This is a genomic window from Thiohalomonas denitrificans (genome assembly GCF_900102855.1).
In the GTDB taxonomy this organism is placed as follows: domain Bacteria; phylum Pseudomonadota; class Gammaproteobacteria; order Thiohalomonadales; family Thiohalomonadaceae; genus Thiohalomonas; species Thiohalomonas denitrificans.
Window position 1 is genome coordinate 121,931 of record NZ_FMWD01000007.1, and the last position, 13,124, is coordinate 135,054.

Sequence of the window (13,124 nt, forward strand, 5' to 3'; positions counted from 1 at the left end):
TTCAAACCTCGACGAAGCCAAAATGATCGTAATTCTTCAACCGAATGTGGAGCGGGACACGGAAGAGTACCATTCCGTCATGGAGTACCTCTCCAACCTGCCGGGCGTCAGTGTTCGGGTCCACGAAGAGCGCGGCGTCGAGCAGGTGCTTACCGAGCTTTACCTGGTCGGCAACACCAAGACGCTGGAAATGGACGATATCGCAGTGCTGCCCGGTGTGGAGCGGGTGGTTCGCGTCTCGGAGGAGTACCGCATCCTTGGCCGTCACAAGGATGACCAGCGCCCCACTTCGTTCAACTATAATGGTGTCCACTTCGGACAGGACAATCTTCATGTGTTCGCCGGCCTGTGCGCCGTGGATACCCCTGAACATGTGGAGATCATGATGCGGACGCTGGCCGAGCATGGCCAGGTCTGCACCCGTATGGGGGCCTACAAGCCCCGCACCAGTCCCTACTCTTTCCAGGGGCACGGCAAGACCTGTCTCCCCTACGTGTTCGAACTGGCGGGCAAATACGGTATCAAGGTGATCGCCATGGAGATCACCCACGAATCCCATGTCGACGAGATCCACGATGCGTTGCACGCCACCGGCAACCCGACCGGGGTGATGCTTCAGATCGGCACGCGCAATACCCAGAATTTCGAACTGCTCAAGGCGGTCGGCCGCCAGCGGGAGCTCCCGGTGCTTCTGAAACGCGGCTTCGGCATCACCCTCGAGGAGTCGCTGAATGCGGCCGAATACCTGGCCTCGGAAGGCAACAGCAAGGTGATCTTCGCCCTGCGCGGCATGAAGACCAACATGGGCGATCCGCATCGAAACTTCGTCGACTTCTCCCATGTGCCGGTGGTGAAACGTCTTACCCGCATGCCCGTCTGCGTAGACCCATCGCACTCGGTAGGCACCAGGGACGCCTCACCCGATGGGCTGCTGGATGTCATGCACGTTACCGCCCAGGGGATCGTCGCGGGCGCCAACATGGTGCTCGCAGATTTCCACCCACACCCCACCAAGGCCCTGGTGGACGGTCCGCAGGCGCTCCAGCTCAATGAGTTGTCATGGTTCCTGGATGATGTGCAGATCGCTCGTGAGGCATACGAGAAACGCTGTGCACGGGCTGAGCGGCGTCGTAGCAGCGAGGAGGCGTAGGCGAAGACGGACCGTGCGCCGTGGATTCGGGGAATGTATTTCGAATTCAGCCCCCGCTGGATTTCGAACCACGGGGAACACGGGGCGCACGGGGAAAGAAAAACTCAAAACAATTGTTTACCCCGTGATCCTCGTGTCCCCCGTGGTTATTCACTGATTCCGCCTCTGCGACTCTGCAGCAGGTGTTTTCATCGGGAAGTCTTCATCGGGCTTTATTCCCTCGATCCGAAGCCGTACTTTCACTCTTCGAAACGTCACCGGGTCCAACGCATCACGCGGAAGGACCAGGGAGCGACGGCCGTCCTCGGTACGGAAATTGAGGATGACCAGACCGGCGTTGAGGTAGGTATCACCCAGCAGGTCGGCAGGTAGAGCGTGGCCCGCCTCGTGCCAGTACCACTCCCCTTCGCGATTCCACTCCACCCAGACCGGCGGGCCGCCAAGCTCCGGACGTTTTTGCCAGGTTCGGGCCGTCGCAGCCACCGCGAGAAGTGAGAGAAAAAGCCGGAGGGAAAAAGGCAGTGGCGTCAGCCAGAGACTGGCAATGGCGCCGATGCAAACGGCGATAATGACCCGCTTCAGGAGAAGGGAAGCGCGAGGTTCAATCCTGAGCGGTGCGTATGGATTCGATGACACGTGCCACTTCCTTGTCGTCCGGCTGCTTTGTCCCGAACAGGTAATCATGCAGGTCCTGGTCGGAGAGTTCCAGGACCTCCTCCTCGAAGACCCGCCGACCCTGATCATCCATGGAACCATAGCCATGCCCCAGAAAACGCTGCAGAAGCAGATCGAGTTCGAGCATTCCCCGTCGGCAGCGCCAGTACAACTTTGAAGGCGATTGGCTCATGGCTGGCTCTTCAAAGATTCCGCCGCAGCATCAGCTTGCGGATGTCGCCGATGGCACGGCTCGGATTGAGCCCTTTGGGGCAGACGCTGGTGCAGTTCTGGATGGTGTGGCAGCGGAACAGTTTATAGGGTCCCTCCAGCTCATCCAGACGCCGATCGGTGTCTTCGTCGCGGGAGTCGGCCAGAAAGCGGGCGGCCTGCAACAGTGCCGCGGGGCCGCGGAATTTTTCCGGGTTCCACCAGTAGGAGGGGCAAGCGGTAGAACAGCAGGCGCAGAGAATGCATTCGTAGAGTCCGTCCAGTTGCTCGCGCTCCTCCGGCGTTTGCAGGCGCTCCACCTCCGGCTCCGGACTTTTGGCGGTGAGATAGGGGCGCACCGCCCGGTAGTGGCGGAAGAACTGGGTCAGGTCCACCACCAGGTCGCGGATCACCGGTTGCCCCGGTAGCGGCCGCACTTCCACCGGCTCCTTCAATTCGGAGAGCAGGGTCGTGCAGGCCAACTTGTTGGTGCCATTAATGTTCATTCCGTCGGAGCCGCAGACCCCCTCTCCGCAGGAGTGTCGAAAGGTCAGCGTCGAATCCTGCTCCGCCTTGATGACCAGCAGGGCATCACGAAGCATCATGCCGTTCTCGACCCTGTCGAGCGTATAGGACTGCATATACGGCTCGCGGTCGGTTTCTGTATAGCGGTAGATGCTGAATTGCATGTTTAAGACCCCATTAACCGCAAAGGACGCAAAGCGCGCAAAGATGGGAATGAAAGGCTTCCACCGAGTATGCTTTCAAGTCTCCCCCTAGGCCCATAGTCACAAATCTCACCCCTTGGAGTTCTTTGCGCTCTTTGCGGTTAGCTTCTCAATAGGTACGTGGCTTCGGCGGAAACGGAGCGACACTGAGCGGCTTCAGACGGACCGGTTTGAAATCGAGGGCGCGGCCTTCACTGTAGAAGAGCGTGTGCTTGAGCCAGTGCTCGTCGTCCCGTTCCGGGTAGTCGATGCGCGAGTGGGCACCGCGGCTCTCCTTTCTGGCCAGTGCCGAGGTGACCGTGGCGATGCCGAGCTCCACCAGATTCTCCAGCTCCAGGGCCTCGATGCGGGCGGTGTTGAAGACCCGGCTATGGTCGTCGAGCCGAACATCGCTCAGGCGCTTGTGGATATCCATGACCTTTTGCAGCCCTTCCTGCAAGACCTCTTCGGTTCGAAACACCCCGCAGTAGTGTTCCATGCTCTGTTGTAGCTCCGAGCGCAGGCCCGCAACCGATTCAGTGCCGTTCGGGCGGTCCCAGCGGGCGAGCCGCTCCAGGGCCCGGTCGACACTCTGCTGGTCCAGCGGGCGATGACGGCGGTTCTCCTCCAGGAATCGGAGAATGTCATTGCCTGCGGCGCGGCCGAACACCACGATATCCAGTAGCGAATTGCCGCCCAGGCGATTGGCGCCGTGCACCGAGACGCAGGCACACTCCCCCACCGCATAGAGACCGGGGATAGGCTCTTCCCCTTCCTTTTCCGGGACGACCACCCGGCCGGCACGGTCGGTGGGAATACCGCCCATTGTATAGTGGGCGGTCGGGAAGACCGGGATCGGCTCTCTGGCCGGATCGATATGCAGGAAAGTCTGCACCATCTGCCGGATGGCCGGCAGCCGTTTGGCGATGGTGTTCTCGCCCAGGTGATCGAGCTTCAGTTCGACATAATTCCTATCCGGACCGCAACCGCGCCCTTCACGTATTTCCGTGGCGATGGCGCGGCTGACCACATCGCGGCTCGCCAGATCCCTGGCCTTGGGGGCGTAGCGCTCCATGAAACGCTCACCTTCTCCGTTGATCAGGTAGCCGCCCTCTCCTCTCACCCCTTCGCTAATCAGCATGCCCTTGCCGGCGATCCCGGTCGGATGGAACTGAAAGAACTCCATATCCTGCACGGGGATGCCCGCTCGCAGGGCCATGGCCATGCCGTCGCCGGTGTTGATGTGGGCATTCGTATTGGTTCGGAAAAGCTGACCGACACCTCCGGTGGCGATGAGGGTGGTCTTCGCCTCGATAAGCATCGGCTCACCGGTTTCGATCTCCAGCACCAGCGCGCCGAGTACATAGCCCTGCCGGTCGCGAATCAGATCGATTGCGAGGTATTCGTCGAAGAAGTGGGTGCGCGAGCGGATATTCTGCTGATAGAGCGTGTGGAGAATGGCATGGCCGGTCCGGTCCGCCGCGGCACAGGTACGCGCCGCCTGTTCGCCGCCGAAATTCTGGCTCTGTCCGCCGAAGGGCCGCTGGTAGATCTTGCCGTTGTCGAGGCGCGAGAAAGGCACGCCGGCGTGCTCCAGCTCGACCACCAGATGGGCGGCGGCCCGGCACATGTATTCGATAGCGTCCTGGTCGCCAAGATAGTCGCTGCCCTTGACCGTGTCGTACATATGCCAGTGCCAATTGTCGGGCAGGACGTTGGCGAGCGCGGCATTCATGCCGCCCTGGGCAGCTACGGTATGGGAGCGGGTGGGAAAGACCTTGGAGACGACGGCTACCGTTGCCTCCGCCTGTGCCAGTTGCAGGGCGGCACGCAAGCCTCCCCCACCGGAGCCAATGACCAGCGTATCAAAGCGGCGCCGCATCAGTTCCATGGACTCACCACCGTCAGCAATATTTCCAGCATCCAGAATCCCAATATCAGCAGCCAGGCGCCAACCAGGGCGAGCAGGGTCAGCCGAAGGCTCGTCGACCAGCCTGCATAGTCGAGGATCACGTCGCGAATCCCCACCCAACTGTGCAGCAGTAGTGCAACAAAAAAGAGCGCAGTGGCTGCGGAGACGACTGGTCGCTGCCAAAGTGCATGCCAGGCGCCATAATCATCGAGTGGCACGAGGGTAAACAACACGACGGCAGCGATCGTGAACAACGCCATATAAATGGCGCTGAGCCGCTGCACAAGCCAGGCGGACAGTCCTGTCAGCGGGCGACTCACAGGATCAACAGCAACGCGACAAGGAGAATTACTCCACTGCCCGCCAGGACCGACCAGGCCCCCCGCCGGGCACCCGGCAGGTCCGAACCAACATCGGAATCGATCAGTAGCAGCCGCACACCGGCCAGGAGGTGATACCCGTACCACCCGATGATCAGCACAGTGATCAACTTCATGGGCCACCAGGCCAGCCACGCAGCGGCCTGTTCGAAGCCCTCGGGACCGCGGAGCGACATCTCGAACAGATAGAGCATGAAGGGCAACAGAAGAAACAGCAGGATCCCGGTCAGGCGGTGACCGATGGAGATGACCGCGGTAACCGGCATATGGATACGCCGTAGATCAAGAAACAGGGGGCGTTGGTTCGTGTTTACCATACCAAAGGAAATTCAGGGTTCAATGAGGACCGATCCAGTATTACAACGCGAGGCCGAATTAGCTATCCTGTAGTCTAATACACTTGCACAGTGATATTGACGGTTTCAGCGGGCCGGGAAGCGGCTGGCCGCAAGGCGCACCTCGCAGGCAATGGCGCGCCCTTGACAAGAGGTGCAACACCGCGGACGGCCGCTTCCCGGCCCGCCCGAAGGGAGCCAGCCAGAAGCCCCAATCCTGCGTTGCACTCCCTGGAAAGGGCCGGCCATTCCCTGCGTAGCGCGCCTTGTCTTGGGGCTTCTGGGTGGCTCTGAAACCATCAATATCACTGTGCAAGTGTATCTGTCTTTTAGTGGGGTTATGTGCATGAATGAAAGCTGGAACGCCTTTCTCGAAAAGGCCGGTGCCCGGGTGGAAAACGACCGTGTCGAGTGCTTCAGCGACATCGGCGAAGAGGCCAAAGCCGCCACCGAAAGCGATATTATAGCCGACCTGTCCCACTTCAGTGTGGTTCGGGTGACGGGAGATGATGCCCAGGGATTCCTCCACAACCAGTTTACCAACGACGTTCGCCGGGTATCGGGCGAACAGAGTGAACTCAACAGCTATTGCACGGCAAAGGGAAGGATGCTGTCCGTTTTCCGCCTTTTCCGGCTGGCGGACGGGGCTTATGCCTTGCGCATGCCGCAGGAAGTGTCGGAAGGTTTTCTGAAAAAACTGCGCATGTTCGTCCTGATGTCCAAGGTGGAGATAGAGGATGCATCCGATTCATTGATGCGCTTCGGTGTCTCGGGACCGCACGTCAGCGACGCACTGCAGGGCCTGGTCGGCACGATTCCCGATGCGGTCAACGGGGTGGTCCATGCCGGGGATATCACTATCATGCGGATTCCCGGCCCCCATCCACGCTTCGAAATCTACGGACCGGAAGCGGAAATGGCGAGGCTCTGGACAGGACTTGCCGAGGTTGCAAAACCCGTGGGTCATGATGCCTGGGCGCTGCTGGATATCCACGCCGCGATCCCGACGGTGTATGAAGGTACCGTCGAGGCGTTTGTACCGCAGATGGCGAATATGCAACTCGTCGAGGGCGTCAGCTTCAAAAAGGGCTGCTATCCCGGGCAGGAGATCGTGGCCCGCATGCAGTACCTGGGTAACCTGAAGCGCCGTATGTATCGGGCTCATATCGATACTGCCGAACGCCCTTTCCCCGGTGATGCCCTCTTCTCCGTCCACTCCAAGAGCGGCCAGGGCACCGGGAAGGTCGTCGATGCGCGGCCCTCTCCCGAAGGTGGGTATGAACTGTTGGCGGTCGTTCAGATTGACTGCGCCGAGGCGGATGACGTCCATCTTCACGAGGCCGATGGTCCCAAGCTGAGCTTCCTCAACCTGCCCTATCCGGTCGAGACAAAAGACGCACCCCAGCCTTCGTGATTTCGATGACTTTCCGCAGTCAGAAAAGGGCGAGATTGTAAGGCAATTCCTTTGTGAAGATCTTCAGACTGCAGAGTGGCAGGCGCCTGGCCTACGCCGAGTATGGCGACCCGGCCGGCACCCCGGTGTTTTACTTCCACGGCACACCCGGCTCCCGACTGGAACCGGGCTCCGGCCGCTTGCCTGCCGGTGTGCGTCTGATTGCTCCGGAACGGCCGGGTTTCGGCTACTCGGATCCCGAGCCGGGGCGTACCCTCACGGACTGGGCCGATGATGTCGCCGAACTTGCCGACCATCTGGCGCTGAGTCGCTTTAACCTGTTGGGGTTTTCCGGTGGCGGTCCCCACGCACTGGCCTGTGGTCAGAGGCTCGCCGGACGTATCGATCGGCTGGGAGTGGTCAGCAGTCAGGCACCGTTCTCAAGCACAGGTGGCCCGCCGCCCATGACGCGCGCCTACTATGAAGCCGCCTTGGGCGATCCGGAGGTACTGACCGCAATGCTGGCCGAACAGGTCCCGGACGGGAATGCCCTGTGGAGAATCATGACTGCCGGGCTGTCAGCTGCCGACGACGCGGTATTCCGGGATGACGAGATCACCCGTGCCTACCGTGCCAACCTGTCAGAGGCCATTCAGCAAAACACCAACGAAATCGTGCGGGAACTGCGCTTGCTGGGTGGCGAATGGCCATTTTCAACCGAAAAGGTGCGGTGTCCGGTTCAGCTCTGGCACGGTACCGAGGATCTCAACGCACCCCCCGAAAAGGGGCGCTACCTGGCAGAGACTCTACCGGACTGCAATGCCCGTTTTCTGACGGGACGAGGCCATTTCTTCCTGTTTGAGGAGTGGGGCCCTGTTCTTGAAGAACTGACGAAACGAGGTATTTAGCTCCCGTATAGCTGACTGAGTTCTTTCCCGTGCAAGATCCCCTCCCTCGCTGTCATCAGGCAGTTTCACGCTGCTCCCACAGTTCTTCCATGAGTTCGGCGATCTCCTCACGGGTGTTACCCTCTTCATGCAGGGCTTTTTCGTATTCCCTCAACACACGCTGGGCGCTAGCCGGCCCCTGCGTCCGTGTTGAGAGATCATAAAGCGCACCCACCAGCACCGGGTCGGTCGGTTGCTGGCAGACCGCCGCGGTCGCAACCTCCAGCGCATCGCGCTCGCTGCCGGCGATAACCAACGTATCAATCCAGGCCATTGCACTGCTGATGTAAAGCTGGGTCAGCTCGGTTCGATAGCGATCGGACCCCGCCAAATCGGGCAGGAACGGTCCCTGCCAATGGCTGTGCGCTATGCGAAAGGCATTTTCTGCACGCCAATGCTCCCGTCGTCGAGCATGGGTCAGTCCCTTGCGGGCAAAACGACCAAACTCGAACACATCGATATGACAGTGGACCAGGCGAAGCTGCTTGTTTTCAAGTACCAGGTAATGGGACATGACGATCTCCCCAAAGGCCGCCGCGAGGGTTTTGCGCAACCGTGCGAGATTGGTGTCCAGACGGGCACGAACCTTTCCCGGGGCAATGTCCGGCCACAGCGCGAGCTGGATCTCGTCATAGCTCAGGGCACCCTGTGGGGCTGTGATTAGCAGGGCAAGTAGCTGACGCTGGGTGGGTGACAGAGTTGCTCCGTTGATCTGGCCATGGCCGGGAACCGACAGGCTCAATCCGCCAAAGGTATGGATCTTCATCCGAGGTATCGTTTCGCCATTTCCCAGAACCGCATAGTCCAGACGTTCAGCTGCGAGGCGCCGTGCATAGTCCGCCTCGACCCCATGGGCGACCGCAATGGCGAGGAGTCGACGCATCATTCCCGGTTCCCAACCGAAGAAGTACATGTAATTGTGTTGGCGCATATACCCAAGCGCCTGCCCCAGCACCTTCAAGGCTTCCGGGATATCGTCTTCTGCGAGCCTGAGCCAGGCGAGCAGAAACCAGGCCAGCGGCTTGAAAGAGTGCACTCCCTGGCGCTCCGCGTACGCAAGAACAAGTTCGATGTGGTATTCGGCCTTCTTCTGTTCACCGATGCGGGCGTAGGCGTGCCCGACCAGCAGGTGATTCCGGTACTTGTGATAGGGGTGCCCCGCCTCGGCACGCAGTCGGATCGCTTCGGCGGCATCGGCCTCTACGCCGTTCCGATCGCCCCTCAGGGCGGCGATGCAGGCCCGGTAGTGCAGAAACTGGCTGCGCATGTGCGGACTGGTGGAGGCGTGATCTCCGTGTAACGCCTCATCGAGAATGCGTGCGGCATCTTCGTTTCTTCCTTCAGCCATCGCCATGTCGGCATCGTAAGTGGCCAACAAGGGTCGACAGATGGTGCGGGCAAACAGGTTTCCACTCAGCATCCGTTCCAGCCGTTCACGCTGGTGCCGATAATTCATGAAGTCACCCAAATGGTGCAGCAGGTTGGCTTGAGTGAAATGCATCAGGAACTTGGTAAAGGCGGTTACCCGGGGACTGCTCTGCAGCGGGTAGGCGTACTCGATGTTTTTCGCAAACCGGATCCAGTCTCCGCGCAGACTTCCTTCATAGCCCCTCCCGACTGAAATGTTCGCCACGGCGTCGGTGAGTCCGTGCTTTTCGGCCAGGCGCAGGGCGAATGCAGAATAGTCTGCCGCTTCATCCATATCCCGATCCGTCTGGGCGTTCGCAAACGATAGATATTGTGCACACTGCACCTGCATGGGAGCGGAAAGAGCGTCACCGTACAACCGAAACAGTTTCGTCGCCCGCTCCAGAAGCGGCAACACGCGCTGGTAGTGGGCATCTACCGTCATGTGAAAGTACATCAGCTGACTCGTGGCGAGTAGCTCTCCGACTCCATCCTTTTGCTGACTGAATCGCTCCTGCGCTTTCTGCAAATACCCGTAGGCTTTCGGGGGATCGGTGTTGAACGAGGAGACCGCGTAGAGATAGGCGAGCCAGGGATAGGCTGACAGGACCTCCTCCGCCAGGTGGTGCAAGAGATCGTGGACGGTGACCGTACGGTTGCGCGCCATCAGTTCCAGTCCGTTCTCCCGGGCGACCCGGTCGGCCTGTGCATAGGCGCCCGAGCGCAGGAGATAGTGCAGCGCCCTCCCGCTCTCACCCTGAATCTGGTGCCACCGGGCCGCCTCCCCGAGCACCGCCTGGTGTCGCTCATCGGACAAGACATCACCGGCCAGCCGACGCAAACTGTCGTGAAAAAGATGATGAAAGACATAACGGTCGGGGTCGCCTTCCATACGCCGTAGAAAAAAGTTGCGCTCCACCAGTGTGTCGAGATCCAGATTGGGCGTGAGCCGTTCTCCCAAGGCCATCGGAATAGTATCCAGCAGGGACAGCTCCAGCAGGCCGATACGCTCCCGTTCCGGAAGCCGATTAACGAGTTGAGCCCGGAAGTAGTCGGGAATCTGCCCGCCATGCAAGGCGGCAAGCGGTCCTTCCGGGAGCCAATCGAGCCGACCACCTTCCGGCAGGCTGGAGGCAAGCAGCGCCAGTCCCATTGCCCACCCTTCCGTAAAACGTGCGAGGTGAGCCACATCGGCCCGGCGCAAGGAGAGGTCGAAGGTAGTGGCGTAGAGTTCGGCGATTTCAGCCGCCGTAAAGGCGAGGGCCGGGTTTTCGAGTCTCCCCACCAGCCGACTCTCCCCGGTTATCCCCAATATGGGAAAAACGGGCTCCCGGGAGAGCAGGAGCAGGTGCAGCCCTTCGGCTTTGCTCTCTGTTAGTCGGCGCAGGAGAGTGGCAGATGCGCATTGCGGTTCCAGTAGATGGATATCGTCGATGATGAGATAGCACTCTTCCTTGCCGTCATGCCCCAAGCCTTCAATCAGCATATCGACTGCGCGCGGATGCTCGGCCGGTGTAATGGTGCCCTTTTCCAGTACCTCCTCCAGCAATTGGGCACGAAACCCTGGTACAGACCGGGAGAAACTGGCGTGCAGCCCGGAAAGAAGGACCACGGGGTCATGGTCGGCAACCGTCAGGGAGTACCAGATTGAGGGACCGCGATGGAAATGGGCGAATTGGCGGGCTGCCGTCGTCTTGCCCTGCCCCGCCTGGGCCTCCAGCAATACCAGATGGGTACTGATCTGAAATTGCCGGGCTATCGCCTCAATTACTCGCCGGCGGAACGTCTGACGTCCCGTTGGCGAACGGAGTTCCGGCATGCCCATCTCTCTTCTGATTCGTTTCGTCGTGCCCGTCTCTGTAGGTAGCCACCTCGCCCGGTATGCAATCTTTCCACGACACTCCCGAACCGGCGCATTGGGAAAGCCTAACAAATTTTTAGAGACGAGGACTCCGCATGTCAGAAAAATGTCAGACCTGCTCCGTATAGTGGGGCCTGCGGATAGGAGAACACGGGTTGTACTAACCCGTTTGGCCGAATGGCCCTTTACAGCAACCACTCGGCTACAGCGGTTCCAGAGATGAACCAGCAAAGCCTCCCGTTGGAGACCTGCCCGTCAATATCAAAACAGATATACCAAGCCGGCACTGGAGAAAACAATGGTGAATACAGACAGGCCTAGATTAACAACGCTTTCCGCTGCAATTGTTCCCGCGCTGTTCCTCTTGGGGTGCGGCAGTGGGAGCAGCTCGGAAGACACCACGGGGACAACGAACAAGGTCGTCGGCACGGCGGCGGACGGCTACTTGAGCGGAGCAACCGTTTGCCTCGACACCAACCGCAACCAGAAGTGCGATTCAGACGAGCCGACAGCACAAACGGGTGCGGGCGGCACGTTCTCCCTGGATGTGCCCGACGACATCGATGCGAATGCCTACAGCATCGTGGTAGACGTCGTGGCCGGCACGATCGACGAAGACACCGGCCAGCCTATTGTAAACCCCTATATCCTCAGTGCCCCGGCCGGAAAGCCGGGCTTCGTCAGTCCGTTGACCACCGCCGTGCAGGCGGCTATTGAGCGCAACCCCGTTCTGACGTCGGAAGAAGCCGAGGCCCAGGTAAAGGGACAGATTGGTGCCGGCAGCGATACGAGCCTGTTCGAGGACTATGTAGCGGCCAAGAAGGACACCAGCAACGAGTCTGCTGCCGATTATGAACGTCTGCACAAGGTGGCGCAGGTGACCGCCAAGGTGATGGCCGAAAACCAGGATGCGATCACCACAGCGGCTAGCGATGCAGGACTTGATATAGAGCAAGTCTATCAGGACCTGTTGGCGCTGGTGCTGGATGCCGTTCTTGACCAGCTCGATGAGTCAGCCCAAGTGGTGGACGATTCGGGCGACAGCTTCGACATCGATACTACGGAGGTGACGGTCGCCGATACCACCAACATTGAAGAGGATCTCGAGGAGGCCGCCAACGCGACCAGTTTTACGGCGGTTCCCGTGGAAACAGTCCTGGCCAGCAAGGCCAACTGGGTGTGGAGCGAGCGGGAAGAGTGGGATGGCGTATCCTATGACTACTACGAGTACGGTGAAGTCGGATTCGATAGCGAAACGGGCAATCTGGCCGAAACACTGTGGGAATACAACGCTGACACAAACGCCTGGGAAAACTGGACCGAAGACGGGATCCGTCTCATCCTGACGAGCAACGGTTGGGAGCATTTCTCAGACAATGTCTCCGCCTGGAGTGTGACCTTCAATGACGATGGCAGCGCCAGCGTCAGTCTCGGCAGTAATGCCGACAATCTCAAACTGACGGCCGCGCAACTGGATGTGAGCGGCAAGAAGATGCAATCCTTCATGCAGGGTAAGGAAACAGGGCTGTTCGGAACCAAGGTCCCCGCGGACGCGGTCTTTGCGGACGACTCCATTGCCTACCGGGTCAACTGGATCGCCAATGAGGACAGCTATGAACTGGATAGCTGGACCGATTGTGACGATCCCAGTGTCTATAACGGCAACTGCAACGTCCTGTGGGGCCACAGCACTTCCGGTCCGGCCACCTCATTCGAGGAACTGATCTTCCCAGACGAAACCACCGCCGATAGCAGCTACCACTATGCTCATATCGGGGATGAGCTGGGTGCCCGCTTCATTGACGACGGACGCGTACAAATCACGGACGCCGCAAACGGCAACGAAGTCAGCTACGGCTCGTGGAGCTACCAGACCGTGCACGGCACCAAGCTGATGATGGTCAATGTGCCGGATCGGTTCTCCAGCCGCCTGTGGGAAGATGAGGGACAGCTCTTTCTGGCGGTACAGGACGGCTATGTTCGCCAGGGCGAGTTCACGGCAGCGGGCGAGATCGCCTTCGACGATGACTATTGGTTCAACGAAACGGCAATGGACAGCCTTCTGAGCCAGTTCAACTTTAGTCTCTAGAAGTTTTCCAAAATCAAGACAGACAGGAGGGGCCGAACGGCCCCTCTTTCTTTCTCAAAAGCAGGCTCCCGGGAGCCTG

11 protein-coding genes are annotated in these 13,124 nt (G+C 59.8%); 4 read left to right on the forward strand and 7 right to left on the reverse strand.

Annotated elements, in window-relative coordinates; translation table 11 throughout:
• The first annotated feature begins 22 nt into the window (after positions 1-22).
• On the forward strand, positions 23-1,150 hold the full coding sequence (locus BLP65_RS12025) for a 3-deoxy-7-phosphoheptulonate synthase (protein WP_092997788.1): 1,128 nt from the start codon (positions 23-25) through the stop codon (positions 1,148-1,150).
• A gap of 150 nt (positions 1,151-1,300) precedes the next feature.
• On the opposite strand, the gene BLP65_RS12030 is transcribed toward BLP65_RS12025, so the two are convergent.
• The 6 genes from BLP65_RS12030 to sdhC form a co-directional block, all read right to left on the reverse strand.
• Positions 1,301-1,786, reverse strand: coding sequence for a protein YgfX (locus tag BLP65_RS12030; RefSeq protein ID WP_092997455.1), 486 nt, complete (start codon positions 1,784-1,786; stop codon positions 1,301-1,303).
• Positions 1,752-1,997, reverse strand: a complete 246-nt coding sequence (locus BLP65_RS12035; RefSeq protein ID WP_092997459.1) for an FAD assembly factor SdhE — start codon at positions 1,995-1,997, stop codon at positions 1,752-1,754. Before BLP65_RS12035 ends, BLP65_RS12030 begins: the two co-directional genes overlap by 35 nt.
• Positions 1,998-2,007: 10 nt before the next feature.
• Positions 2,008-2,703: a succinate dehydrogenase iron-sulfur subunit gene (locus BLP65_RS12040; protein ID WP_092997462.1), complete on the reverse strand. Its 696-nt coding sequence runs from the start codon at positions 2,701-2,703 to the stop codon at positions 2,008-2,010.
• A gap of 148 nt (positions 2,704-2,851) precedes the next feature.
• Positions 2,852-4,612 (reverse strand): succinate dehydrogenase flavoprotein subunit, encoded by a 1,761-nt coding sequence (gene sdhA / locus BLP65_RS12045; protein WP_092997465.1) that lies wholly within the window; start codon positions 4,610-4,612, stop codon positions 2,852-2,854.
• Complete coding sequence (gene sdhD, locus BLP65_RS12050; RefSeq protein WP_245688316.1) at positions 4,603-4,953, reverse strand: succinate dehydrogenase, hydrophobic membrane anchor protein; 351 nt, start codon at positions 4,951-4,953, stop codon at positions 4,603-4,605. Before sdhD ends, sdhA begins: the two co-directional genes overlap by 10 nt.
• Complete coding sequence (sdhC, locus tag BLP65_RS12055; protein ID WP_092997468.1) at positions 4,950-5,330, reverse strand: succinate dehydrogenase, cytochrome b556 subunit; 381 nt, start codon at positions 5,328-5,330, stop codon at positions 4,950-4,952. The genes sdhD and sdhC overlap by 4 nt, the downstream gene beginning before the upstream one ends.
• 364 nt (positions 5,331-5,694) lie before the next feature.
• On the opposite strand from sdhC, the gene ygfZ reads away from it, so the two are divergent.
• Both ygfZ and BLP65_RS12065 read left to right on the forward strand, forming a co-directional pair.
• Complete coding sequence (ygfZ, locus tag BLP65_RS12060) at positions 5,695-6,762, forward strand: CAF17-like 4Fe-4S cluster assembly/insertion protein YgfZ (protein ID WP_092997471.1); 1,068 nt, start codon at positions 5,695-5,697, stop codon at positions 6,760-6,762.
• 53 nt (positions 6,763-6,815) lie between these two features.
• Entirely contained in the window at positions 6,816-7,649 is an 834-nt protein-coding gene (locus tag BLP65_RS12065; RefSeq protein ID WP_092997474.1) for an alpha/beta fold hydrolase, read from the forward strand.
• A 55-nt stretch (positions 7,650-7,704) separates the two neighbouring features.
• On the opposite strand, the gene BLP65_RS12070 is transcribed toward BLP65_RS12065, so the two are convergent.
• The gene (locus BLP65_RS12070; RefSeq protein ID WP_175452554.1) at positions 7,705-10,914 is read right to left on the reverse strand and encodes an ATP-binding protein; all 3,210 of its coding nucleotides are present in this window, start codon (positions 10,912-10,914) and stop codon (positions 7,705-7,707) included.
• 487 nt (positions 10,915-11,401) lie between these two features.
• On the opposite strand from BLP65_RS12070, the gene BLP65_RS12075 reads away from it, so the two are divergent.
• A complete protein-coding gene (locus BLP65_RS12075) occupies positions 11,402-13,045 on the forward strand; it encodes a hypothetical protein (protein ID WP_092997479.1) in 1,644 nt (547 codons plus the stop codon).
• The last annotated feature ends 79 nt before the right edge of the window (positions 13,046-13,124 follow it).